The sequence below is a fragment of the Micromonospora sp. WMMD980 genome (assembly GCF_029626035.1).
Taxonomy (GTDB): Bacteria; Actinomycetota; Actinomycetes; order Mycobacteriales; family Micromonosporaceae; genus Micromonospora.
This window is the reverse complement of sequence record NZ_JARUBE010000003.1, coordinates 2,094,647-2,118,702: the sequence shown is the minus strand read 5'-3', so window position 1 is coordinate 2,118,702 and position 24,056 is coordinate 2,094,647. Positions and strand designations below refer to the sequence as shown.

Here is a 24,056-nt window from a genome sequence, read left to right as displayed (position 1 = left end):
GCGCACCGAGCGAAGCGAGGGCGGTGAGAGCATGCCCGGCCAGCGCGGCATGAGCGAGAAGACGGTCGTGCGGCCGTACGGGGACACCACCGGTGACGGCATGGTGCAGGTGTCGTTCACGTTGCCGGTGCCGCACGACAAGCGGGCCGAGGGCGCGGCGGTGCAGTTGGCCAACAAGATGGGCATGGACCCGGCGATGCTGGTGCACGCGAAGCCGATCGGTGACGGGTTCACCTTCTTCGTGGTGTACGGGCGGGTGAACCACCTGGTGGACCTCGACAAGGTGCAGGTGGTGGAGCGGGACTTCCCGCTGCTGTCGGCCAAGGAGGTCAACGCGGTGGTGAAGCAGAAGATGCGCCGCAAGTTGTCGGTGGTGGGCGCGTGCATCGGCACCGACGCGCACACGGTGGGCATCGACGCGATCCTGAATGTCAAGGGCATCGCCGGGGAGAAGGGCCTGGAGTACTACCGGGAGTTGAAGGTCAGCAACCTGGGCGCGCAGGTGAGCGTGCCGGAGCTGGTCGAGGCGGCCCGGCAGGAGAAGGCCGACGCGGTGCTGGTGTCGCAGGTGGTGACGCAGCGCGACGCGCATCTGCACAACACGCGGGAGATGTCGGCGGCGTTCCGGGAGGCCATGCCGGCCGGGAAGCGGCCGCTGCTGATCGTGGGTGGGCCGCGCTTCGACGAGACGATGACCGGTGAGTTGGGCGTGGACCGGATCTTCGGTCGTGGCACCACTCCGGGTGAGGTGGCCAGCTACCTCGTGCACGCGTTGATCACTTCCAGGAGGACGGGCAGTTGAGCGAGCAGGATCCCCGGCTGGGGTTGACCGTGGTGCACCGCCGGTACGTGCCGTACGCGCACGCGCACTACGCGGGGAACCTGGTCGACGGGGCGTACGCGTTGGGGTTGTTCGGCGACGTGGCCACCGAGGTGTGCATCCGCACCGACGGCGACGAGGGCCTGTTCGCCGGCTACGCGGACGTGCGGTTCACCGCGCCGGTGCGCGCCGGTGACGTGGTGGAGGTGACCGCGCGGGTCGTGCGGGTGGGGTCGCGCAGCCGGACGCTGGAGTTGAGTTGCGCGGTGGTGTGCCGGGGTCGCCCGGACCAGGGTGACTCGGCGGCGGAGGTGCTGGACCCGCCGATCGTGGCGGTCACCGCGACCGGCACCGTGGTCGTGCCGCCGACCGCGTGAGCGCGAAGGACGGCGCCGCGTGGTGAGGGCCGCGGTGTGCGCCGACGTCGGGTCGACGTACACGAAGGCGGCGGTGGTCGACCTCGACGGCGGCCGGCTGGTCGGCGCGGCGTCGGCGCCGACGACGGTGGGCACGGACGTGTTGCACGGCCTGGACGCCGCGGTCGGCGCGGCCACCGCGTCGGCCGGCGTGGGTGAGGTGCCCTGGTACGTGTGCTCGTCGGCCGGTGGCGGGCTGCGCCTGGCCGTGATCGGCTACGAGCCCCTGGTCACCGCGCAGGCGGGCCGGCGGGTGGGCCTGTCGGCGGGGGCGAACGTGGTGCACGTGGCGGCCGGGCGTCTCGGCGCGGCGGAGCTGGCGGCGTTGCGGGCGGCCCGCCCGGACGTGGTGCTGCTCGTCGGCGGCACCGACGGTGGTGACGCGGACACGTTGACGCACAACGCGACGCGGTTGGCGCGGGCCCGCTGGCGGGTGCCGGTGGTCCTGGCGGGCAACGTCGCCGCCCGTGCCGGGCTGCACGCGCTGCTCGCCGAGGCGAGGGTGCCGGTGACGGTGGCGGACAACGTGCTGCCGCGCATCGGGGTGCTGGCGCCGGCGTCGGCGCGCGCGGCGATCCGGGAGGTCTTCCTGCGGCACGTCATCGGCGGCAAGAGGCTGTCGCGGGGGTCCCGGTTCGCGCGGCTGGTCCGCGCCGCCACCCCGGACGCGGTGCTCACCGGCGTGGAGGTCCTCGCCGACACCGTCGGCGGTGACCTGGCGGTGGTGGACGTCGGTGGGGCCACCACCGACGTGTACTCGGTGCTCACCCCCGACGAGCGGGCCGAGGGTCCGGGTCGGGAGGTCACCGGCACGCTGTGGCGGGCCCGCACCGTGGAGGGGGACCTGGGGACGCGGTGGTCCGCGCCGGGGGTGGTGCGCGCCGCCGCCGAGGAGCGGTTGCTGGCGGCGGGGGAGCAGGAGGTGTTGACGGCGGCGGCGGCGGTCCGGGCCGCCGACCCGGGTTTCCTGCCCGGCGGGGACGCCGACCGGGCCGCGGACCGGCGGATCGCGGCGCTGGCCGCGACCGTGGCGGTGCGCCGGCACGCCCGGGGCGCGGCCACCGGGGAACGCGCCGGGCGGGACCTGCGGGAGGTGCGGCTGCTGGTCGGCTCCGGCGGGGTGCTGCGCCACGCCGACGCGGCCGACGCGGGTGTGGTGCTCGACGCGGTGCTCACCGACCACGCCGGCGGGTGGCCGTTGCCGCGCGCGGCCCGCCCGGTGGTGGACGTCGACTACGTGTTGGCCGCCGCCGGGCTGCTCGCCGCCGAGCACCCGGACGCGGCCGGCGGGGTGCTGCGCCGGCATCTGGGCACCTGACCCGGCCGTCCACCCATCGAGACGCGCCGACGCGACACGCCGTGGCGCAACACACGACAGGCCGGGGCGGGTTGACAGCGGCGGGGGTGCACGCCGTACCGTCTTTGAGTCCTACCACGGGAAGCGGCTGTTGTTCGTTTCGTCCTCTCGTCCGCTGGCCGAGCGACCGAAAGGTTGCGGCGGCCAGGTCCAGCGGGCGGGGGTCGGCGGGGCGGCGCGAACCGGTCGCGGTTACCGGTGTACGGGCAGGGTGTGAGGAACGGCCAGTAGACAACGGCCAGGCGGGGGCAGCCAGTCCACGTCCGGTCGGTCCGAAGGTCGGCGCCGATCACTCTCGCCCCACCGGCCGGGAAGGGCCTGGGAGCATCGGGGCGCGGCTTGGGCCGCGCCCCGATTTCCGTCTCCGGGCCGCCCGCGGGTCGGCAGGCGCCCCCGCCGGGTAGCCTTCGGCCCGTGATCGTGGTGAGGTGCCGGTGACGACGCTCGAGCAGGACCAGCCGCGTGCCACCGACGGGGCACGCCCGCACACCGGTGGGCGTCCGCTGCCGTTGCCGGTGGCCGTGCCGGTGGCCGTGGCGGCCGGGCTGGCGTTGCTGGCGGCGTTCCCCCCGTACGGTGTGTGGCCGCTCGCGCCGGTCGGGGTGGCGTTGCTGGCCGCCGCGGCGCACCGGCGGCGGTTGCGCGCCGGCGCCGGGCTGGGGTTCCTGGCCGGGGTGGCGCTGTTCGCGCCGCTGCTGGAGTGGACGAACCTGCACACCGGCTCGCTGCCATGGGCGCTGCTGTCGCTGCTGCAGGCCGGCTACCTGGCGCTGCTCGGCGCCGCCAGCGCCTGGGTGTCGCCGCTTGTCGACCGGTGGCGGGCGGCGTGGCCGCTGCTGACCGGCGTGCTGTGGGTCGGGCAGGAGGCGCTGCGCGACCGCACCCCGTTCGGCGGGTTCCCGTGGGGGCGGTTGGCGTTCAGCCAGGACACCTCGCCGTTGCTGCGCCTGGCGGCGCTCGGCGGCGCCCCGCTGGTCACGTTCGCCGTCGCGCTCGCCGGGGGGATCCTGCTCGCCGCGGCCTGGCGTGACTGGCGCCGGCCGGCCGGGCAGTGGCGGCCCATCGCGGGGCTGGCCGCCGCGGCGGCGGCGCTGCTCGCCGCCGGGCCGGCCGTCCCGGCGGGGGTACGCGGCGCGGGTGACACCGTCACCGTGGCGATCGTGCAGGGCAACGTGCCGCGGCTCGGCCTGGACTTCAACGCCCAGCGCCAGAAGGTGCTCGACAACCACGTCGACGCGACCCTGGAACTCGCCGACCGGGTCGACCGGGGCGGCCAGGTGCGCCCCGACCTGGTGGTGTGGCCGGAGAACTCCAGCGACATCGACCCGCTGCGCAACCCCGGCGCCGGGTACCGCATCTCCCAGGCCGCCGACGCGATCGACGCGCCGATCCTGGTCGGCGCGGTGCTGCTCGGCCCGGGCGAGGGGGAGGTCCGCAACGCCGGCCTGCTGTGGCGTCCCGGCAGCGGCGCCGACCTGAGCCAGGTCTACACCAAGCGTCATCCGGTGCCGTTCGCCGAGTACGTGCCGCTGCGGTCCATCGCCCGCAAGGTCAGCGCCGAGGTCGACCGGGTGCGCTCCGACTTCGTCCCCGGCGAACGTCCCGGCGTGCTGGACGCCGGCCCGGCCACCCTCGGCGACGTGATCTGCTTCGAGGTCGCCTACGACGGCATCGTCCGCGACACCGTCACCGGCGGGGCGCAGCTGCTGGTGGTGCAGACCAACAACGCCACGTTCGACGTGGCCGAGGCCCGCCAGCAGTTGGCCATGGTGCGGCTGCGCGCCGTCGAGCACGGCCGCGCCGCGTTGATGTCCTCGACGGTCGGGGTGTCCGGGTTCGTTACCCCCGACGGGCGGGTAGACGGTGCCACCGGGTTCAACACCGCCGAGGTGGTGGTGCGGCAGATGCGACTCGGGGACGGGCGTACCCCGGCCACCACGGTCGGGGTGTGGCCGGAGGTGGCGCTCGCGGCCCTCGCGGTCGTGGCCCTGGCCGGCGCGGCCGTGGCCCGCCGCCGCCGCCGGGAGGTCACACCCGGCTGACCCGACGAGAGGGGCGGTGCGACGGTGGGTGCGGCAGACGGCCATCCCGGGGTGGGGCGGGTCCTCGTGGTCATCCCCACCTACAACGAGGCGGACAATGTGCGCCGCGTCGTCGCCCGGGTCCGCGCCGCGGCGCCCGCGGTGGACGTGCTCGTCGCCGACGACAACAGCCCCGACGGCACCGGCGGCATCGCCGACACGCTGGCCGGCGCCGACGCGCAGGTGCAGGTGCTGCACCGGCCCGGCAAGGGCGGCCTCGGCGCGGCCTACCTGGCCGGTTTCGCGTGGGCGCGCGAGCGCGGCTACGACGCGGTGGTGGAGATGGACGCCGACGGTTCGCACGCCCCGGAGGACCTGCCGGCGTTGCTGCACGCCGCCCGCGACGCCGACGTGGTGATCGGCTCGCGGTGGGCGCGCGGCGCGCGGGTGCTGAACTGGCCGTGGCGGCGGCTGCTGCTGTCGCGGGTGGGCAACCTGTACGCGCGGGTGGCGTTGGGCATGCCGGTCAGCGACGCCACCGGCGGCTACCGGGTGTACCGGTCGGCGGCGTTGGACGCGATCGACCTGGCCTCGGTGCGCTCGCAGGGTTACGCGTTCCAGGTGGAGCTGTCGCGGCTGGCGCACCGGGCCGGGGTGCGCATCGTCGAGGTGCCGATCACGTTCGCCGAGCGGGAGCACGGCGACAGCAAGATGAGTCCGCTGATCGTGGCGGAGGCGTTGTGGCGGGTCACCCGGTGGGGGGTGCGGGACCGCCGGGCGGCGGTGCGGGGCCGCCCACGGGCGCTGGCCCGGTGGCCGTGAGCGCGGACGTGTCATGCTGGAGGGGCGTGACGACACACCGGGCGGATGGGGTGAGATGCGCCGAGGACTCAGATTCGTACCACCGGCTCTGCTGCTGCTGACGCTGCTGGAGCTGGCCGTTTTCGTGCTGGTCGGGCGGGCCGTCGGGTTCGGGGCGGCGCTGCTGCTGGTGTTCGCCGCGTCGCTGCTGGGTCTGGTGCTGTTGCGCCGCGAGGGCATGCGGGCGTGGCGGCGGTTCCGGGCCGCCGCGCAGGCCGGCCAGCCGCCCGGCGCGCAGGTCACCGACGGTCTGGTCGGGCTGGCCGGTGCGTTGCTGCTGGCGCTGCCCGGCCTGGTCAGCGGCGTGGTGGGCCTGCTGTTGCTGGTGCCGCCGCTGCGCCGCCTCGCCGCCGGCGGGGTGCGCCGTACCACCGAGCGGCGGGTGTCGTCGATGGTCGCCGGTGACCTGTTCGGCCCGCGGCGGGTTCGGGTCTATCCGGGCGCGCCGCAGCCGACGCCGACTCCCACCGCGCAGCCGCCGGCGGGGTCGCCGCAGCCCGGCCCGGCCATCGAGGGCGAGATCGTGGACCGCTGAGGCCGAAACCCGCCCGAACGTGACGAAGCGCCCCCGGGTGATCCCGGGGGCGCTTCGACGTGTCAGGTGGCTCAGGCGCGACCGCGGCGGGTGCGGACCTCCTGCAACCGCTCGGCGAGGATGTCCTCCAGCTCGGCGATCGAACGCCGCTCCAGCAGCATGTCCCAGTGGGTACGCGGCGGCTTGGCCTTCTTCTGCTCCGGCTCGCTGCCGTCGACCAGCCGGGCGACGCTGCCGTCGAACTTGCACTCCCAGGTCGTGGGGACCTCGGCGTCGACGGCGAACGGCACCTCGAACTGGTGGCCCTTGGCGCACAGGTACTCGCGGGTCTGACGCGGCGCGAGCTCCGTGTTGCGGTCGGATTCGTAGCTGACCGCGCCCAGCCGGCTACCGCGCAGCATACGCTCGCCCATGATCGACTTCCCCTCGTTCGTGGTGCTGGTCCTCAGGTGTAACGGCCGGTCACCGCCCGGCCATTCCCCACCCACGCCGGCCGGGCCGTACGCGGGTCGGGACGCTCAAGGGTAACCGGCCACGACAGCCGGCCGGATCGGTGGAGTGTTTCGCCCGTCACCGGGGATGTTACCCACCACGCGTGCCGGAGGTGACGATGAGCAGTGACGCGCCGGTCGGAGCCCGACCGCCTGCCGGGAAGACGTTCTTCGGTCACCCGCGGGCGCTGTCCACCCTCTTCCTCACCGAGATGTGGGAGCGGTTCAGCTTCTACGGCATGCGGGCCATCCTGGTGCTGTACCTGACCGCGGCGGTCGCCGACGGCGGCCTCGGCATCGGGGAGTCCACCGCCAACGCCGTCTACGGCACCTACAACGCCATGGTCTACCTGATGGCGCTGCCCGGCGGCTGGATCGCCGACCGGCTGATCGGGGCACGGCGCAGCGTGCTGTGGGGCGGCGTGGTGATCGCCGCCGGGCACTACGTGATGGCGATCCCCACCGGGTGGAGCGTGTTCGCCGGCATGACGCTGATCGTGCTCGGCACCGGGCTGCTCAAGCCCAACATCTCCACCATGGTCGGCGACCTGTACGAGCGGGACTCGCCGCGCCGCGACGCCGGGTTCTCCATCTTCTACATGGGCATCAACCTGGGCGCGTTCATCGCCCCGCTGATCACCGGCTTCCTCGGCGAGAAGATCAACTGGCATCTCGGGTTCGGCGCGGCCGCCGTCGGCATGACCTTCGGCGTGCTGCAGTACGTGGCCGGGCGGCGCAACCTCGGCGACGCCGGGGCCCGGCCGGCCGACCCGCTGCTGGGCGCCGACCGGCGTCGCGCCCTGACCCGCGCCGGCATCGCCGTCGGCGTGCTGGCGCTGGCGCTGCTCGTGCTGCTGGTGGCCGGCTGGTTCACCGTCGACACGGTGGTCAACCTGCTCGCCGTGCTCACCGTGCTGGTGACCGTCGGCTACTTCGCGCGGATCCTCACCGACCGGGAGATCAGCGACACCGAACGTCTCCGGATGAAGGCCTACGTGTGGCTGTTCGTCTTCGCCGCCGCGTTCTGGCTGATCTACGACCAGGCCGGGTCGGTGCTGAACATCTTCGCCGCGGACCGCACCGACCGGAACGTGGGCGGGTTCACCTTCCCGGCGTCCTGGTTGCAGTCGGTCAACCCGATCCTGATCATCATCGGCGCGCCGCTGGCGGCGTGGCTGTGGCTGAAGCTGGGCCACCGGGTGTCCACGCCGACGAAGTTCGCCGTCGGCCTGGTGCTCAACGGCCTGTCGTTCGTGCTGATGGCCGCCGCCGCGCGCGCCGCCGTCGGCGGCGACCTGGTCTCACCGTGGTGGCTCGTCGCGGTCTACGCGATCCAGGTCGCCGGTGAGCTGTCGTTGAGCCCGGTGGGCCTGTCGGCCACCACGAAACTGGCCCCGGTGAAATATGCCAGCCAGATGCTCGGCCTGTGGTTCCTCGCCACCGCCGTCGGCGACGCCGTCGGCGGCCAGGTGGCCCGGCTGGCGCAGAGCTGGTCGCAGTCGACCTACTTCCTCACCTTCGGGCTGGCGTCGGTGCTGCTGGGCCTGGCCGCGGTGATGTTCACCCGGCAGATCCGCGGCCTGATGGCCGGCATCCACTGACGGCGGGTCACCGCGCCGGCGTGGGCGGCAACGGCAACGGCAGGCCGGGCAGCCCGTCGATGCTGTGCGCCACGTGCTCCTTGCCGGCGAAATAGGCCGACAGCGACGCGTCGTCCTCCCGGGCGAACCGCCGCCCGTGCAGGTCGCGGTCGGTGTCGTAGCTCATCAGCGGCACCGCGTAGCCGCAGGTGTCGCGGATCAGGCCGGCGCGCACCACGATGATCGCCCGCAGCCCGTGCGGGCCCGGGTCGACGTCGGGGAAGTACCGCAGCAGGTCGGGCCAGCGCGGGTCGTCGCGGAACACCGGCTCGCCGTGCCCGTGCACCCGCACGATGTTCGGCGGGCCGGCGAACGCGCACCACATCAGCGTGACCCGGCCGTTCTCCCGCAGGTGGGCGATGGTCTCGGCGTTGCTGCCGGCGAAGTCGAGGTAGGCCACGGTGTGCTCGTCGAGCACCGCCAGGGTGCCCCGCAGGCCCTTCGGGGACAGGTTGACCGTGCCGTCGCCGGCCAGCGGGGCGGTGGCCACGAAGAACATCGGCTGCGCCTCGATGAACTCCCGCAACCGGCCGTCGATGCGCTCGTACGTCTTTCCCATGCCGTCGATCCTCGCCCGGCCCGGCGGCTCCGCGCTGCCCCGTCCCGGTCCGTGGCCGCTCAGCCGGCGCGCGACCCGAGCGACGCCAACGCGCCGGCCAGGTCGCTGACCTGGTCGGCGAGCTGCCCGGCGCGGCGCGCCGCGGTGTCCCGGTCGGTCTCGGCGGCGGCCAGGCGCGCCGCCAGGTCGTCCGCGCGGGCCTGCGCGGTGGTGGTGGCCCGCCGAGCCTCGGCCAGCTCGGCGCGCAGCGCCTCCCGCTCGGCGGACCGGGCCGCCACCTCGGCGCGCAGCGCCTCGGTCGCCTCGGCGCGGGCCGCGTCGGCCGCCGCCACCGCGTCGACGCGGGCGGCCTCGGCGCGGTCCCGCTCCGCGACGGCCCGCCGCGCGGCCGCGGCCTCGGCGGCGGCCCGCTCGACGGCGGCCCGCGCCGCGCGGCGGTCCTCGCCGGCCTGCGCCCGGGCGGCCTGCGCGTCGGCGCGGGCCTCGTCGGCCTCGGCGCGCAGGCGGTGCGCCCGGTCCAGGGCCTCGGTGGCGGAGCGGGTGGCGCGTTCGGCGTCGACGCGGGCGGCGTCGCGTTCGGCGGTCAGCTCGGCGACCCGCTGCCGCTCGGCGTCGCGTTCGGCGCGCACGGTCCGCAGCTCGACGCGCGCGGCGTCGCGGTCACGTTCGGCCTGCACCCGCAACGCCTGCGCGGCGCCCGCCTCGGCGCGGGCGGCGTCCCGGGCGGTCTCGGCGGCGGCGGCCCGCTCGGCGGCCGCGGCGGCCGACGCGTCCGCCCGCTCGGCCCGCTGCGCGGCGGTGTCGCGTTCGGCCAACGCGGCGCGGGTGTCCTGCCGGTCCCGGGCGGCCGAGGCGGCGGCGTCCTCGGCGTCGCGGCGGGCCTCGTCGCGCTCGGCGTGCGCGGCGGCGACCTGCGCGGCCGTCTCGGCACGCAGTTCGGCGAGCTGCCGCTCCACCCCGGCCGGGGACAGCTCGGCGTGCAGCGCCTCGGTGAGCGTCTCCACCACCTGGTCGAGCCGGTCCACCGCCTCCCAGGTCCGCGCCACCTGCCCGGGCAGGCCGGGGGAGTTTCGGTGACGCATCCGCGAGTTGCGGGCGGCCCGCTGACAGGCGCCGTCGTTGTCCCGGCAGTAGCGGAACGGGCGGCCGGCGCCGGCGCGCTGCGGCACCTCGCGGCCACAGTGGGCGCAGGGGCGGGTCTCGGTGGCGGGCTCGGCGTCCATCGGGGGCGAAGTCTAGTGCTCGTCGCGCGCGGCGCCGTCCAGGGTGTATCGGCGCTGCACCAGCACCGCGAGCACCATCACCGCGGCCGGCAACAGGCCGAAGCCGTAACGCAGCGCGGCGAGGGCACCCGCCGGCTGGACCACTGTCTGCCCGGCGCCGGACGCCACGAAACCGCCGGCGGCCAGGCACAACGCGTACGCGTAGGGGCCCAGCGCGGCGCCGGTGGCCTCGGTGGCGGTCCACACCCCGGTGTAGGTGCCGGCGCGTGCCGCGCCGGCGGCACGGATCACGTCGGGCAGCATCGAGAACGGCAGCAGTTGCATGCCGGCGAACGCCACCCCGAGCACCGCCACGGCGGCGACCAGCACCGGCGACCCGGCCGGCCGACCGACCGCCAGCACCAGCGACCCGGCGGCGAACGCGACCTGCGCGCCGAGCAGGGCCCGCTGCTTGCCGACGCGCCGGGCCAGCGCCAGCCACACCGGGGTGACCAGCAGCGCCGGCGCGACGAACGCGGCGACCAGCACCGTGGTCAGCCCGGCGCGACCCAGCTCGTACTCGGCGTAGTAGGGCACCCCGGCCAGGACCAGGTGGGTGGTGGTCGACATGGCCAGGTACGCCCCGGCGAGACGGCGGAACTGCCGGTCGCGCAGGCTCGCCGCGAGCGCTCGCCACCCGCCCGCGCCGTGCCCGGCCGCCGGGGCGGGCGCCGTGCGGCGCAGCCGGCCGATTCCGGCGACCCCGACCGCCATCGCGGCGAGCATGCCGGCGGCCAGCAGCACGGCCATCCGCAGGTAGCCGGCCCGGGTGGCGTCGTCGCCGCCGGTCAGCAGCGGCGCCAGCAGCCCGGAGACCAGGATGCCGAGCGTCAGCACCACCATCCGGAAGGCCATCAGCCGGGTCCGTTCGTGGTAGCCGATCCGCAGGTCGGCCGGGGTCGCCAGGTAGGGCACCTGGTAGGCGGCGAACAGCAGGTTGCCGGCCACGAAGAACACCGCCACCCAGGCCGCCGCGCCCGCGCCGCTCAGGCCGCCGGGCACCGCGAACAGCGCGGCGAACGCCACCGGCAACGCGCAGCCGGCCAGCAGCAGCCGCCGCCGGTGGCCGCGGCGGGCCTGCTCGACGTCGCAGCGGTGCCCGATCCACGGGTGCAGCAGCACGTCGGCGACCTTCGGCAGCAGCAGGGTCAGCCCGGCCAGCCACGGCGCGACCGCGAGGACATCGGTGAGGAAGTAGAGCAGCAGCAGGCCGGGCACGGTGACCCACACGCCCATGCCCAGCGAACCGGCGGCGAACCCGACCAGCGGGCCCCGCGGTAGGGCGACGGCCTCGCGTCGCGGCGCCACAGCGGTCATCGCCACCCCCAATCCAACGGTCGCTGGATTGTAGGGGGAACAATGGCCGGATGACCATGCCCCGCCGCCGGCCGGGCCGGCCCCGCCGCGACGACCAGCGACCCACCCGCGACCTGGTGCTCGCCGCCGCCACCACGCTCTTCGCCGAGCGGGGCTTCGACGCGGTGAGCGTCCGGGACGTCGCCGCCGCGGCCGGCGTCGACGTGGCGACCGTCGCCCATCACACCGGCGCCAAGGCGCAGCTCTACGACGCCTGTTTCGCCCGGGTGTTCAGCGCCGAACGGCGAGCCCTGGAGGCCGCCGGGGAACGCGCGCGCGCCGCCCTGGCGGCCGGACCGACCGACGCGCTGCACGACCTGGTCGACGTGTTCGTCGACTTCCTCGAGGACCGGCCGGAGACGACCGCGTTGTGGCTGCGCCGCTGGTTGGAGCCGCAGCGCCACGCCGAGCTGGACCAGCGCTACGCCGCCCCGCTGTACGGGCAGGTCGAGCGGCTGCTCGCCGCCGCCGCCGAGGCCGGGGCGCTCGTCGAGCCGACCCCGCACGTCACCGTGCGCAGCCTGGTCTGGGCGGTGCACGGGCACGTGGTGGCGCTGGCCGCGCGCACCGGCTCGGCGGCCCGCGAGCGGCGGGAGTTCCGCGCGTTCGTGCACCGGCTGCTCGACGGGCTCTACCCGCCGGCCGCCCCTTGACCGTGGCCCCGCCCGCCGGGGATTATCCAGCGGTCGTTGGATTAGGGGGGCGGGAATGGTGGCATCACCGAGGGTCGCGGTCGTCGGCGCGGGCGCGGCGGGACTGGCCACGCTCAAGGCGCTCGCCGACGCCGGGGTGCCGGCGGTGGCGTTCGAGACCGCGGGCACGGTCGGCGGCCTGTGGGTCTACGGCGCGCCCGGCTCGCCCGCCTACCGCACGCTGCACCTGAACACCAGCAGGGGGCGCACCGAGTTCGCCGACCATCCGATGCCGGCCGACTGGCCCGACTACCCCGACCACACCCGCGTCGCCGGCTACCTCGCCGCCTACGCGGACCGGTTCGACCTGGGCGCGGCGGTGCGGCTGCGGCACACCGTCGAGCGGGTCACCCGCGCCGGCGACGGCTGGCGGGTGCACGCCACCGGCCCCGGCGGGCCGGTGCAGGTCGACGTCGAGGCCGTGGTGGTCGCCAACGGGCACAACCGGGTGCCCCACCTGCCCGAGCCCTACCCGGGCGAGTGCGTGGCCGCGCAGATGCACAGCCACGACTACCGGGGCCCGGAGCAGCTCGCCGGCCGGCGGGTGCTGGTCGTGGGCGGTGGCAACTCGGCCATGGACATCGCCGTCGACGCCTCGCACGCCGCCGACCGGACGCTGCTGTCGCTGCGCCGCGGCATCTGGGTGGTGCCCAAGTACCTGCTCGGGCGCCCCTCGGACACGCTCAACGGAGCCCTCGCCCGCCGGCTGCCGTGGCGGCTGCGGCAACGCATCAGCCAGCGCATGCTCACCGCCACCGTCGGCCCGCCCACCCGCTACGGCCTGCCCGCGCCGGCGCACGGCTTCCTCCAGGACCACCCGACGCTCTCCGACGCGCTGCTGTCCCGGCTCACCCACGGCGACATCGAGCCGCGCCCCGGCATCGCCCGCCTCGACGGGCGTCGGGTCGAGTTCACCGACGGCCGCACCGACGAGATCGACCTGGTGATCTGGTGCACCGGCTACCGGGTGCGGGTGCCGTTCCTCGACCCGGACCTGCTCGGCAACGGCGCCGACCGGCTGCCGCTGTACCGCCACGTGTTCCACCTGGACGCCCCCGGCCTGGCGTTCGTCGGGCTGATGCAGTCCACCGGGGCGGCGTTCCCGCTGCTGGAGGCGCAGGCCCGACTGGTCGCCGCGCGCCTGGCCGGCACCTGGGCGCCACCGGAGCCGGCCCGGCAGGCCGCCGCCTGCGCCGCCGAGCTGCGCGCCGCCACCGCCCGGTGGGGGCAGCGCCGTCCGCACATGCGGGTCGACTTCGACGCATACCTGGCCGAGCTGCGCCGGGAGCTGGCCGGCGGGCGGCGGCGCGCCGCAACGACGCGGTGAGCGCGCTGGCCGGCCGGCGGGTGCTGGTCACCGGCGCGCGGGGCACCTTCGGCCGCCGCCTCGGCGACGCGCTGACCGCCGCCGGCGCGCACGTGGTCGGGCTGGACCTGCACGCCGACGCCGACGCCACCCCGCCGGTGCTCGGGGTGGACCTGACCGACCCGGCGGCCACGCCGACGGCCGTGGCCGCCGCCGTCGACCGGCTCGGCGGGCTGGACCTGCTGGTCAACAACGCCGGCGTCGGCGGACCCGCCCCCGCCGAGCTGGCCCCCGACGAGGTGGTCCGCCGGCAACTGGAGGTGAACCTGCTCGCCGCCTGGCGGACCACGGCCGCGGCGCTGCCCGCCCTGGAGTCCGCCCGCGGACGGGTGATCTTCGTGGCCAGCCGGATGGCCGTGCTGCCGCTGCCCCTGGCCGCCGCCTACGGGGTGAGCAAGCGGGCCCTGGTCGCGTACGCCGACGCGCTGCGCCACGAGGTCGGCACGCACGTCGGGGTCAGCGTCGTCTACCCCAGCATGGTCGCCTCACCGATCCACGACAGCACCGTGGCGGCCGGGCTGTCGCTGAACGGCGTGTCCCGGCCGGAACCGGTCGACGGGGTGGTCGCGGCGATCCTGTGCGCCGCCGCCGCCCGACGCGCGCCCCGCGACGTCGCCACCACCCGGCGGGGGCGCGTCGAGCTGGCGCTGGCCCGGCACGCGCCGGCGCTGGCCGACCGGCTGGTGCGGCGTACCGTCGCCAAGCGCGTCGCCGCCGGTGACCTGGACCGCGCGGCGCTGGCCGCCGGGATGCTCCGGCGACACCGCGACGCCCGGCGGTAGCCTGCACGCCCCCGACGCGCTGCGCCGCCCGGACAGCCTCTGCGCGTCCCGGTGCCGTGCACTGATCGCAAATTGCACGTTCCCTTCGGCGTAGCTGACCACTCTGCGCGAGGTCCTCGCGTCTTGGAACTACGCGGCTCTACGACGCGGATCACCGGGGGGCAGCGGGACTTGTCGATGGTCTGATACGAAGGTCAGGCCCGGATGCGCGGGTGGCTGCGGTGATTGGGCACCGCAGCCACCGCATCCGCCGCAATGTCCAGCCCCCGTCAGAAGGAGGACCTATGCGGTTCCGAGCAAGTCTACGTGCTGCCGTGGTAGTGGCCGGTATGGCCTTGGCCGCCGGGCTGTCACCTGCGGTTGCCCAGGCGGCCGCGCCGGCTGCACAGCCCGACCCGACCTCCACCTACGTCGTCATGCCGCTGAAGCGTGTCGGCGTCGACCACAAGATCGCCGAGGCCAACGGCTACGAAGTGCGGGTCGACAGCAAGGGTGTCGAGTACGCCGTGAAGAAGGGTGAGTTCACCACTCTCAACGAGCTGCCCGGCGAGTGCGGCAGTTCGTTCGTCTACTTCACGGCGGTGGACACCAAGAAGCACTACACGTCCATCTATACCGGCTACTCCATCCGGTCTGGCTGGCCGGGCGCGGTCTACACGAACTGGAAAGTCGGCGTGATCGACAACTACGGGTCCAGCACCAAGAGCTGGAACGACCCGTCCACGCCCACGCACTTCTGGGCGAAGACCAAGGGCTTCACCTCCAGCGGCGCGGGCTACGCCTACGCCGACGTGCTGCTTGGCAGCATCGCCACCCTGGCCAACGGCACCATCTGCTACTCCCACGGTCCCTCCGCCAGCGCATACTTGTAGTCCCACCCGAGTGCAGCGGCAGGGGCCGCCACGCATGAGCGGGAACCCATGACGCGTGTACGAACGACGTGAGGAAGGCCTCCAGCATGGCGCATGTCCCCGAACCGTCAGATCACAGCCAGACCGGTGCGGCATGGACCACCACGCCGACGCCCCAGGAGATCTACGGCTGGCTCGGGACGAGATTCGCCATGCTGGAGGCGCCGCGCTACCGCGCTCACCTCGTCGGTCGGCACAGCGAGACGACCCTCATCGACACGCACGGTGTCGCCCGCGATCTGGGACGCGCCCGACCAGTCGAAGTCCGCGTCGGGCACGAACTCCACGATAAGACGAGTGTCGACGTCACAACCGTCCGCGACGCCACCGGAGGCGCCTCGATCGTGCATCACCTCTGGGCGACGCTGATCAATTATCAACTGGCCCTCGCCGGGCGCCGAGGTGCGCCACCGTGGGGCAGCGGCCCACCGCCATCGCAATTCATCGATCGGCTCGACGCCAACAATCCGCCCGAGCCCACCGGCACCCAGACTCTGATTATAGACGGCAAGCGCGAACCTGCATGGCTCTACCTCGCGTGCCCCGACATGTCCAGCGAAGCCCCACTGGCCGCATGCGGGGGCCACATTGAGGACTCGCTAGTCATCGTCACGGGACCGCGAGACGCCGTTCTGGCCGCACAGCTACGCATGCTGCCTGAATCCGAACGACTCACCACCACTCACTGAGCCGGCAGGGCGGCGATCTGCGTGGCCAGGCGCTCCCGGGCCATCTGCGGCGGGACGAGCTCGGGCAGCGCCTTGTACAGCGTGCTGCGGGAGATCCCAAGCAGCTTTGCGATTGACGAGATCGACCGGTCCGGCTCCGTCAGGAGCTGCATCGCGTAGGCGACCTTCTCTGGGGTCATCGCCGGCGGCCGGCCGAGGCGCTGGCCGCGGGCGCGGGCGGCGGCCAGGCCCTCGTTGGTGTTGGCCACGATGATCGTGCGGATGAACTCGGCCAGGGCGGCGAAGACGTGGAAGACGAACATGCCCCCGGCGGTGGTGGTGTCCAGCTTCTCGTGCAGCGACTACCTCTGCCGCACCACCGTCAACGACGCGCAGCACGGCCGGCACCCGGGCGGTGGGTGCCGGCCACATGCTGCGTTGGATCGGCGATCCCAGAGGGGCCACGCCTCCCCCACTCGCCTAGATCAACTCCTTAGCGTTGGTTTTTCGCTGGAAGCTACGGCCGGGCCCTGCCGCTGCTCGCGGCGCTGGTGGCGGCCGCCCACCGGCTGCCGCGCCTCCGGCTGCCGCTCGGCGCCCTCGCGCTCGCCGTGGCGGTGCTGCTGATCGCCAACGTGCAGGGCGCGGTGTCGCCGTTCGGCACGCTGCTGCCGGCCCTGGCGTCCGGTCCCGCCGACGACCACCTGGCCGCCGTGCTGGCCCAGGCGGGCGACCAGGCCGAGCACGGCCCGACGTCACCCGCCCTGAACGTGATGCTCGACGAGTACGTGCGGTGGCACGTGGTGAAGGCCGCGCTCGTCGGCCTGCTGGCCGCCGTCCTGGCCGGCCGGTCGGTGGTGACCTGGCGCCGGCGCAGGTGGCTCGGCCTGCTCCCCGCCGTGCCGGCGGTGGCCGCGCTGGTGGTCCTGGCGGCCAACCTGAGCACCGTGGCGAACCTCGGCCCGCCGTTCCTGCTCCTCCTGCAGGGCGGGTGACTCACCGACTGGTGTCGCGTACGGTCAGCCGGGGTTCCAGCAGGGTCACCTCCGGCACCGGCTCGTCGCGCAGCCGGCGCATCAGCAGCGTCACCGCCTGCCGGCCGATCTCCTCGGCGGGCACCGGCACGCAGGTCAGCGCGGACGGTTCGGCCAGCTCGTCGGGGCAGACCGCGACCACCGAGACGTCCTGCGGCACCCGGCGGCCCAGCAGCGGCAGCTCGGACAGCACCGGCCCGACCGCCGACTCGTTCTGCACCACCAGGCCGGTGACGTCGGGGTGCGCGTCGAGCAGCGCGGCCAGGTCACGGCGCACCGCCGCCGGGTTCTCCTCGCAGGGCCGGGTCAGCGCGTCGACGCCGAGGCGGTCGGCCGCGGCCAGCACCCCGGAGCGGGTTCGGTGGGCGAAGCCGGTGCCCCGGTCGTAGACGGCGGCCGGGGCGCCGAGCAGCACGATCCGCCGGCGCCCGGCGGCGGCCAGGTGCTCCACGCACAGCTCACCGGCACGGCGGAAGTCCAGGTCCACGCAGGCCAGGCCGGTGCTGTCGGCCGGGTGCCCGATCAGCACCCCGGGCAGCGCCAGCTCCCGCAGCAGTGGCACCCGGGAGTCCTCGAGTTCCACGTCCATCAGCAGCACCCCGTCGACGAGCGCGCTCCCGGCGATGCGGTGCAGCCCGGCCGGGCCCTCGTCGGCGGTGACCAGCAGCACGTCATGGTCGTAGCCGCGGGCGGTGGTGACCACCGCGGTGGCGAAGCGCATCACCACCGGCACCTGCATTCCGGTGCGCAGCGGCAGCACCAACGCGATCACGTTGGCCTTGCGGCTGGCCAGGGCGCGCGCGCCGGCGTTCGGGTGGTAGCCCAGGGTCCGCACGCTGGCCAGCACCCGGGTGCGGGTGGTGGCCGAGATGGCGCGCTTGCCGCTGAGCACGTAGGACACGGTGCTCGCCGCCACCCCGGCGTGCCGGGCCACGTCCGCGATGGTGACCTGCTCGCCGCCCCGGCCGCTCACCGTGCCGCCCCGGAACGCCGCGCCGCGGGGGTGCTCCGCTCGCCGCCGCCGGTCACGGTGACCGCGCCGACCAGCCGGACGTCGCGGGCGGAACGACCGACCAGCACCGAGTGGGTCGCGTCCTCCACCACCATGGCCGCGCGGGTCTCGTCCCACCAGGCCAGATCAGCGGTACGCAGCCGCAGCGTCACCCGGGCCGCGCAGCCCGGATGGAGGGTGACCCGGGCGAAGTCGCGCAGCTGGCGTAACGGCTGCTTGACCCGGGAACGCCGCTGCCGGGTGTAGAGCTGCACCACCTCGGTGCCCGGGCGGCGGCCCGTGTTGGTGACCTCGACGCTCACCGCCACCTCCTCGCCGACGTGCGCCGTGGCAGTGCTCAACCGGAGGTCAGCGTAGTCGAACTCGGCGTAGCTGAGGCCGTGGCCGAACGGGTACAGCGGCTCGCCCCGGTGGTAGAGGTAGGTGGTGTCGGCGCCGATCACGTCGTAGTCGAGCAGGTCGGGCAGCTCCGCGGTGTCGGCGTACCAGGTCTGGGTGAGTCGGCCGCCCGGATCCTCCGCGCCCAGCAGCACGTCGGCGAGCGCGTTGCCGTGTTCCTGCCCGCCGTGCGCACTCCACAGCACCGCCGGCAGGTGCTCGCGGGCCCACCCCACCGCGTACGGGTAGCTGCTGGTCAGCGCCAGCACGGTGCGCGGGTTCGCGGCGTGCACGGCGCGCAGCAGGTCGAGCTGGCCGGCGGGCAGCGCCAGGTCCACCCGGTCCTCGGTCTCCCGGCCGTTGACCATCGGGTGGTTACCCAGCACCACCACGGCCACGTCGGCGGCGGCGGCCAGCGCGGCGGCCTCGGCCGCGCCGTCGACGCGCAGCCGCACGGTGAACGCGGCGGGATCACCGGTGGCGACGCTGAGCCGGCCGTCCGGGTCGACGCCGACGTACCGGCCGCTGGCGAGGTGGTGCAGCAGAGCCGTGCCGTCGGGCCGGTGGCGCAGGCGGAATGTCTCGCGGACCACCCAGCCGCCCGGGCCGGGCCGGTCGACGACGAGCGCGCCGGAGTCGTCCGCGCCGACGTACCGGCCGTTGTGGACCGCGCGCAGCGCCAGCACGCCGTCGCCCCAGTCGACCACATCGAACTCGGCGGGCGTCGCGCCGTCGAGGGTCAGCGGCCCGCCCTCGGCGCAGCGCACCGCGCGGTGCGCGACGTGCAGCGTGATCCGGTCCGTGCCGGGGTGGCTGGTCACCTCGCGCAGCCGCCCGAGCAGCCCGTCGTAGGCGCTGACCGCGTACGGCAGGGTGCCGCTGTACCAGTCGGTGAGCACGGTGTCGGCGAGCGGGCCGAGCACGGCGACGCGGGTCTCGGGGGCGAGCGGCAGCAGCCCGTCGTTGCCGAGCAGTACGATCGACTGGCGGGCGGCCTCCCGGGCGAGTTCCCGGTGGGCGGGGCAGTTCACCACGTCGGCGTACGGGTCGTGCCCGGGCGGGTCCAGGTCGCCCAGGCGCAGCCGCACCGACAGGATCCGCCGGACCGCCCGGTCCACGTCGGACTCGTCGATCAGCCCGCGCGCCAGCGCCTCGGTGAGCCGCTCCACGGTGGGGCCCGGGTCCTCGTCGTCCTCGGTGAAGCTGTCCACCCCGGCGCGCAGCGCGGCGGCGAACCCGGCGACGTGGTCGGGCAGGTGCGCCTGCACGCCGGCGATGTTGCCGACCGCGCCGGCGTCGCCGACCACCATGACCTCGTCGTCGGCCCAGCCGCGCAGCTTGCCGTCGATGAGCGGGCTCAGGTGCGCCGGCACGCCGTCGACCAGGTTGTACGACGCCATCACGGCGACCGACGCGCCGGCGGCCAGCGGCGCGCGGAAGGCCGGCAGCTCGTACTCGTGCAGCACCCGCGGCGGCAGGTTGCTGGAGGTGACGGCCCGGTCGGTCTCGTTGTTGTAGCCGAGGAAGTGCTTGAGCGTGGGTGCGGTCCGCAGCCGGGTGGGGTGTTCCCCGCGCAGCCCGAACGCGTAGTCGGTGGCGAGCCGGCCGGTGAGCCAGGGGTCCTCGGACCAGCCCTCCTCGTTGCGACCCCACCGGGGGTCGCGCAGCGGGTTGACCACCGGCGCCCACACGTTGAGGCCGACGCGCCGCGGGTCGGCCCGGTGCTTGGCCCGCACCTCGTCGCCGACGGCGGCGCCGACCGCCCGGACGAGCTGCGGGTTCCAGCTGGCGGCAAGGCCGACGGCCTGCGGGAAGACGGTGGCCTCGCCGAGCCAGGCGACGCCGTGCAGCGCCTCGGTGCCGGTGCGGAACGCCGGCAGGCCGAGCCGGGGCACCGGCGCCTGCCACTGGTGCAGCAGGCCGAGCTTCTCCGCCAGGGTGAGGCGGGTCAGCAGGTCGTCGGGGCGGTGGTGGGTGCGGTCGGTCATGGCGGGCGCCTCCGGTGGGCGTGCGGTCGCCCGCCGTCCGTCGAAGCGCTTCGACGGGCCGGCTGCTGGTCGGCGGCGCGCACGCGGGAGAGAAGGGGGTGGTGGTCGGCCGGCGGAGGTCGGCCCGGAGCGCTGGTGAAGCGCTTCGACAACCGCCGGAAGATACGCCGCCCCACGGGTGCCCGGCCCGCCGGCGGCGCTACCGAGGTTGGCACCCGAGGGCGGTGCGGGTCAAGGGTCAGACGGCGGGCAGTTGCCCGGCCTCCACGGTGGCCAGTGCGGCGGTGGCGCCGCCGAGCGCGCTGGCGGCCGAACCCAGCGTGCTGGCCTCCAGCCGGACCGCGGCCGGCGGCCTGGACGCCCCGGCGGCCACCTCGGCGCGGGCGGCCGGCAGCAGCCACGGCGCGAGCGTCGCCAGGTGACCGCCGACCACCACCACCTCCGGGTCGAGCAAATCGACCAGGACGGACACGGCGTGCCCGAGGTGGCGGCCGATCCCGGTGAGCCCGTCGCGTACCGCGGCGTCCCCGGCGCGGGCGAGGGCCTGGATCCGTTCGATCTCCGGCAGGTAGTCGGTGACCGGGCCGTCCGCCGCGGCGTCGGGCAGCAGGCGGCGTACCACAGCGTCCACGCCGGCCACCGCCGGCAGGCAGCCGCGCCGGCCGCAGTGGCACGCGGGTCCGTCGGCGCGCACCGGCAGGTGGCCGATCTCGCCGGCGAAGCCGCGGCCGCCGCGCAGCAGCCGGCCGCCGCTGACCAGGCCGGCGCCGACGGCCAGCCCGCCGGTCAGGTGCACCAGGTCGGCCGTGCCGGCGTACGGGCCGTGGCGCAGCTCGGCCGAGACGGCGAGGTTGGCGTCGGTGTCGACGCCGACGGGGAAGCCCGGGTCGCGCAGCGCGCGGCGCAGGTCGGCGGCGAGCGGCACGCCGCGCCAGCCCAGCGCGGGCGCGGCCGGCACGACGCCGTCGGCGTCGACCGGCCCGGGCACGCCCACGGTGAGGCCGAGCACGGTGCGGCCCGCGCCGGTGACCCGGGTGACCGCCCGGCGGGTGAGCGCGGCGAGCGCGCGTACCGTCTCCTCGGGGCCGGCCGTCCCGGCGGCGAAGGCGCGCCGCCAGGTGAGCAGCGGCGCGCCGGCCAGGTCGGCGGCGACCACGACCAGTTCGTCGGCGCCGATCTGCAGGCCGAGCCCGACATGCCGGGAGCCGTCGAGCACCAGCATGGTCGCCGGGCGGCCGACCCGGTTCTCGGTCAGCCCGGTCTCGCGCAGCAGACCGTGTTCGATCAGCTCGCCGACCAGGCTGGAGACGGTGGCCTTGTTGAGCCCGGTCTGCGCGGCGACGTCGGCGCGCGAGCAGGGGGCGTGCAACCGGACGTGCCGGAGCACGACGGCGCGGTTGGCCACCCGCACGTCACCCAGGTCGGCCGTCCGCAACGACCGGTCGATGCTGATCACGTGGTGCCCGCCTCCTGCGCCGCGGCCGTCGGGTTCGGCTACAGCTTAAACTAAATGGGCCATGCCCCCCGTCCGGGCGCGGCTCAGCCGCCGAACCAGGGCTCGAACGGGGTCACCGGCACCGGCTGGCCGTCGAGCACCAGCCGTCGCGGCGGGTCGTCGCCGACCACGCTGACCCGGCGGACGTCCAGTGGCCCGTCCACCCGCACCCGCAGCGTGTCGCCGTCGCAGATGGCGGTGACCGTGGTGTCGCCGTCGGGGTCACGCACCACCGTCACCCCGTCGGTGCCGCCCCACGCGACGAGCGTGACGTCCCGGAACGGGCCGTCGGCCACTCTCGGCGCGGGCGCCACCACCGGCACCAGCGCCCCGCGTCGCACGTACAGCGGCAGCCGGTCGATCGGCGCGGACACCCGCAGGTGGCGGCCACCCGTGTGGCGCCGCCCGGTGGCCGCGTCCAGCCAGTCGTCGCCCTCGGGCAGATAGACGGCGCGTCGCCCGGACGCGTCGAGCACCGGCGCGACCAGCAGGTCGGCGCCGAGGCGGTACTGCAGGTCGGTGACCCAGGCGGTCGGGTCGTCGGGTGTGTCGAGCAGCAGCGCCCGCATCATCGGGCTGCCGGTGCGGGCGGCGTCCACGGCTGCCGACCAGAGGTAGGGCAACAGCCGGTAGCGCAGCCGCAACGCGGCCACCGCGTGGCGTTCCGTCTCCGGCGGGAAGTCCCACGGCAGCCGGCTGGTGGTGCCGTGCAGCCGGACCAGCGGCGACAGCGCGCCGAACTGGGTCCAGCGCACATACAGGTCGGGCTCCGGCGTGCCGTGGAAGCCGCCGGTGTCGTGGCTCCAGAACGGCACCCCGGACAGCCCGTGCGACAACCCGCCGCGCAGCGTGCTGGCCATGCCCGGCCAGGTGGCGTTGACGTCGCCGCTCCACTGGGCGCTGTGCCGCTGCCCGCCGAGGTAGGACGAGCGCGCCCACACCGTGCGGTGCCCGGCCACCTCCTCGGTGACGTCGGCGACCACGTCGTTGAACAGCAACGCGTAGACGTTGTGCAGTTCGACGCCGGTCATCCCGTTGTGCGCCACCGCGTCGGCGGGCACCGCCTCGGCGAAGTCGGTCTTGAACACCGCGACGCCCTGGGCGAGCAACGGCCGCAGCAGGCCCTGGAACCAGCGCACCGCCGCCGGGTTGGTCAGGTCCACGATGGCGCAGACCGGATAGCTGCCGTGCCAGGTGTCCGCGACGTACGTGCCGCCGTCCGGGCGGCGCAGGAAGTAGCCGGCGGCGTCCGCCTCGGCGTAGAGCGGGCTGCCGGTCATCAGGTAGGGGTTCATCCACAGGCAGACCCGGAAGCCCTGCTCGGTGAGGTCCTTGAGCATCCCGGCCGGGTCGGGGAACGCCCGCTCGTCCCAGCGCATCTCCGACCAGCGGCCGGCGACCTGCCAGTAGCAGTCCAGGTGCAGCACGTCGCAGGGGACGTCCCGCTCGCGGATCAGCCGGGCCCGCTCCCGGACCCGCTGCTCGCTGTCCGGGAAGAACCCGGAGGAGATCCAGGCGCCGAACGCCCAACGCGGCGGCAGGTAGGGCCGGCCGGTCAGCGCGTCGAGCCGGTCGAGGATCTCGGCCGGGGTCGGACCGCCCAGCACGTAGTAGTCGAGCAGATCGTCGGGGACCAGCAGCTGCACGCTGCTGTGGGTGCTGGCGCAGACGTCGAACTGCACCGGCAGGCCGCTGTCGACGAGCACGCCGTAGCCGCGGTCGGACAGGTAGAACGGCACGTTCTTGTGCGAGCGGTCGGACTCGCCGCCGAACGCGTCGAAGTTCCACATCAGCGGGCGCTGGCCGCGCTTGTCCAGCGGGGTGAACTTCTCGCCGAAGCCGACGAAGCGCTCGTCGCCGGGCGCGACGAAGCTCTCGTGCCAGGCGGCCGGCTCGCCGTCTGAGGTGGAGCGGCCCAGCGGCAGCGTGCGCCGCCGGCCGCTGATGTCCCGGGTGCCGGCGTCGGTGGCCACCAGCAGCCGGCCGTCGGGGCCGAGGAACCGCAACCCCCACGGGTCGAGGCGGATCTCGGCGACCACCGCGCCGGCGTCCACCCAGGCGTACACGTCGTCGACGGTGACCTCGGCCAGGTGCGGCGCGGGCCGGGTCAGGGCGATGGCGAGCGCGGAGCGGCTGCGCACCGACAGGTCGTCGGTGAGGCGTACCCGCAGGATCCCGTCCCCGGCGGCCTCGACCCGCGCGACGAGTGTGCGGCCGGAGGCGCAGGTGGCGGTGAGGGTGACCCCGTGCGGGTCGGTCGCGGCCACCTCGGCCCGCAGCACGTCGTCGGCGCCCTGCTCGCCGGGGGCGCGGACCGGCAGGTCGGGCGGGTCGGCCACGAACGTCTCGTAGGGGACCAGCGGCGGGCGGTACGGCATGGGCGTCTCCTCGCGGCGACCCGGGCGGCACCGC

At 75.1% G+C, this 24,056-nt stretch carries 22 protein-coding genes; 13 read left to right on the top strand and 9 right to left on the bottom strand.

The annotated features are described in order from the left end of the window. Positions 1–49 precede the first annotated feature (49 nt). The 6 genes from O7618_RS10285 to O7618_RS10260 all read left to right on the top strand — a co-directional run bounded on the left by O7618_RS10285 (position 50) and on the right by O7618_RS10260 (position 6,010). Positions 50–802, top strand: coding sequence for an OAM dimerization domain-containing protein (locus tag O7618_RS10285; protein WP_278109959.1), 753 nt, complete (start codon positions 50–52; stop codon positions 800–802). Continuing rightward, positions 799–1,197, top strand: a complete 399-nt coding sequence (locus tag O7618_RS10280) for a hotdog domain-containing protein (RefSeq protein ID WP_278105802.1) — start codon at positions 799–801, stop codon at positions 1,195–1,197. Before O7618_RS10285 ends, O7618_RS10280 begins: the two co-directional genes overlap by 4 nt. Positions 1,198–1,219: 22 nt before the next feature. Next, on the top strand, positions 1,220–2,554 hold the full coding sequence (locus O7618_RS10275) for a glutamate mutase L (protein ID WP_278105801.1): 1,335 nt from the start codon (positions 1,220–1,222) through the stop codon (positions 2,552–2,554). A 542-nt stretch (positions 2,555–3,096) separates the two neighbouring features. After that, positions 3,097–4,635 carry an apolipoprotein N-acyltransferase gene (lnt, locus tag O7618_RS10270; protein ID WP_347405413.1) on the top strand — a complete coding sequence of 513 codons (1,539 nt, stop codon included), beginning with the start codon at positions 3,097–3,099 and terminating at the stop codon, positions 4,633–4,635. A 24-nt stretch (positions 4,636–4,659) separates the two neighbouring features. Then, entirely contained in the window at positions 4,660–5,436 is a 777-nt protein-coding gene (locus O7618_RS10265) for a polyprenol monophosphomannose synthase (RefSeq protein ID WP_278105799.1), read from the top strand. A gap of 55 nt (positions 5,437–5,491) precedes the next feature. After that, entirely contained in the window at positions 5,492–6,010 is a 519-nt protein-coding gene (locus O7618_RS10260) for an FxsA family protein (RefSeq protein WP_278105798.1), read from the top strand. A gap of 71 nt (positions 6,011–6,081) precedes the next feature. Here O7618_RS10260 and O7618_RS10255 read toward each other — a convergent pair whose 3' ends face one another. Then, positions 6,082–6,423, bottom strand: a complete 342-nt coding sequence (locus O7618_RS10255) for an RNA polymerase-binding protein RbpA (RefSeq protein WP_046564157.1) — start codon at positions 6,421–6,423, stop codon at positions 6,082–6,084. 197 nt (positions 6,424–6,620) lie between these two features. Here O7618_RS10255 and O7618_RS10250 point away from each other — a divergent pair, with 197 nt between their 5' ends. Beyond that, complete coding sequence (locus tag O7618_RS10250) at positions 6,621–8,102, top strand: peptide MFS transporter (protein WP_278105797.1); 1,482 nt, start codon at positions 6,621–6,623, stop codon at positions 8,100–8,102. A gap of 7 nt (positions 8,103–8,109) precedes the next feature. On the opposite strand, the gene O7618_RS10245 is transcribed toward O7618_RS10250, so the two are convergent. Genes O7618_RS10245 through O7618_RS10235 form a run of 3 tightly spaced genes read right to left on the bottom strand, consistent with a single transcriptional unit; the run spans position 8,110 to position 11,279 of the window. Further along, the gene (locus tag O7618_RS10245; RefSeq protein ID WP_278105796.1) at positions 8,110–8,700 is read right to left on the bottom strand and encodes a pyridoxamine 5'-phosphate oxidase family protein; all 591 of its coding nucleotides are present in this window, start codon (positions 8,698–8,700) and stop codon (positions 8,110–8,112) included. A gap of 59 nt (positions 8,701–8,759) precedes the next feature. Continuing rightward, the gene (locus O7618_RS10240; protein ID WP_278105795.1) at positions 8,760–9,923 is read right to left on the bottom strand and encodes a hypothetical protein; all 1,164 of its coding nucleotides are present in this window, start codon (positions 9,921–9,923) and stop codon (positions 8,760–8,762) included. 12 nt (positions 9,924–9,935) lie between these two features. Beyond that, positions 9,936–11,279: an MFS transporter gene (locus tag O7618_RS10235; RefSeq protein WP_278105794.1), complete on the bottom strand. Its 1,344-nt coding sequence runs from the start codon at positions 11,277–11,279 to the stop codon at positions 9,936–9,938. Between the two features lie 56 nt (positions 11,280–11,335). Between O7618_RS10235 and O7618_RS10230 the strand changes: the two genes are divergently transcribed. From O7618_RS10230 to O7618_RS10210, 5 genes are all read left to right on the top strand, one after another. Beyond that, positions 11,336–11,971 carry a TetR/AcrR family transcriptional regulator gene (locus O7618_RS10230; protein WP_278109958.1) on the top strand — a complete coding sequence of 212 codons (636 nt, stop codon included), beginning with the start codon at positions 11,336–11,338 and terminating at the stop codon, positions 11,969–11,971. 55 nt (positions 11,972–12,026) lie between these two features. Then, on the top strand, positions 12,027–13,337 hold the full coding sequence (locus O7618_RS10225) for an NAD(P)-binding domain-containing protein (RefSeq protein ID WP_278105793.1): 1,311 nt from the start codon (positions 12,027–12,029) through the stop codon (positions 13,335–13,337). Next, the gene (locus tag O7618_RS10220) at positions 13,334–14,158 is read left to right on the top strand and encodes an SDR family NAD(P)-dependent oxidoreductase (RefSeq protein ID WP_278105792.1); all 825 of its coding nucleotides are present in this window, start codon (positions 13,334–13,336) and stop codon (positions 14,156–14,158) included. The genes O7618_RS10225 and O7618_RS10220 overlap by 4 nt, the downstream gene beginning before the upstream one ends. A gap of 416 nt (positions 14,159–14,574) precedes the next feature. Further along, entirely contained in the window at positions 14,575–15,030 is a 456-nt protein-coding gene (locus tag O7618_RS10215) for a hypothetical protein (protein ID WP_278105791.1), read from the top strand. 86 nt (positions 15,031–15,116) lie between these two features. After that, the gene (locus O7618_RS10210; RefSeq protein ID WP_278105790.1) at positions 15,117–15,758 is read left to right on the top strand and encodes a hypothetical protein; all 642 of its coding nucleotides are present in this window, start codon (positions 15,117–15,119) and stop codon (positions 15,756–15,758) included. Here O7618_RS10210 and O7618_RS10205 read toward each other — a convergent pair. Beyond that, a complete protein-coding gene (locus tag O7618_RS10205) occupies positions 15,752–16,060 on the bottom strand; it encodes a recombinase family protein (RefSeq protein ID WP_278105789.1) in 309 nt (102 codons plus the stop codon). The two genes, O7618_RS10210 and O7618_RS10205, sit on opposite strands and share 7 nt — an antisense overlap. A gap of 228 nt (positions 16,061–16,288) precedes the next feature. On the opposite strand from O7618_RS10205, the gene O7618_RS10200 reads away from it, so the two are divergent. Then, entirely contained in the window at positions 16,289–16,732 is a 444-nt protein-coding gene (locus O7618_RS10200) for a hypothetical protein (RefSeq protein WP_278105788.1), read from the top strand. 1 nt (position 16,733) lies between these two features. Here the strand turns inward: O7618_RS10200 and O7618_RS10195 are convergent, their stop codons facing one another. The 4 genes from O7618_RS10195 to O7618_RS10180 all read right to left on the bottom strand — a co-directional run bounded on the left by O7618_RS10195 (position 16,734) and on the right by O7618_RS10180 (position 24,022). Continuing rightward, positions 16,734–17,744, bottom strand: a complete 1,011-nt coding sequence (locus tag O7618_RS10195; protein ID WP_278105787.1) for a LacI family DNA-binding transcriptional regulator — start codon at positions 17,742–17,744, stop codon at positions 16,734–16,736. Further along, positions 17,741–20,149, bottom strand: coding sequence for a glycoside hydrolase family 3 C-terminal domain-containing protein (locus O7618_RS10190; RefSeq protein WP_278105786.1), 2,409 nt, complete (start codon positions 20,147–20,149; stop codon positions 17,741–17,743). Before O7618_RS10190 ends, O7618_RS10195 begins: the two co-directional genes overlap by 4 nt. Positions 20,150–20,387: 238 nt before the next feature. Next, the gene (locus O7618_RS10185; RefSeq protein ID WP_278105785.1) at positions 20,388–21,605 is read right to left on the bottom strand and encodes an ROK family transcriptional regulator; all 1,218 of its coding nucleotides are present in this window, start codon (positions 21,603–21,605) and stop codon (positions 20,388–20,390) included. 83 nt (positions 21,606–21,688) lie between these two features. Further along, entirely contained in the window at positions 21,689–24,022 is a 2,334-nt protein-coding gene (locus tag O7618_RS10180) for a TIM-barrel domain-containing protein (protein WP_278105784.1), read from the bottom strand. Between the last annotated feature and the right edge of the window lie 34 nt (positions 24,023–24,056).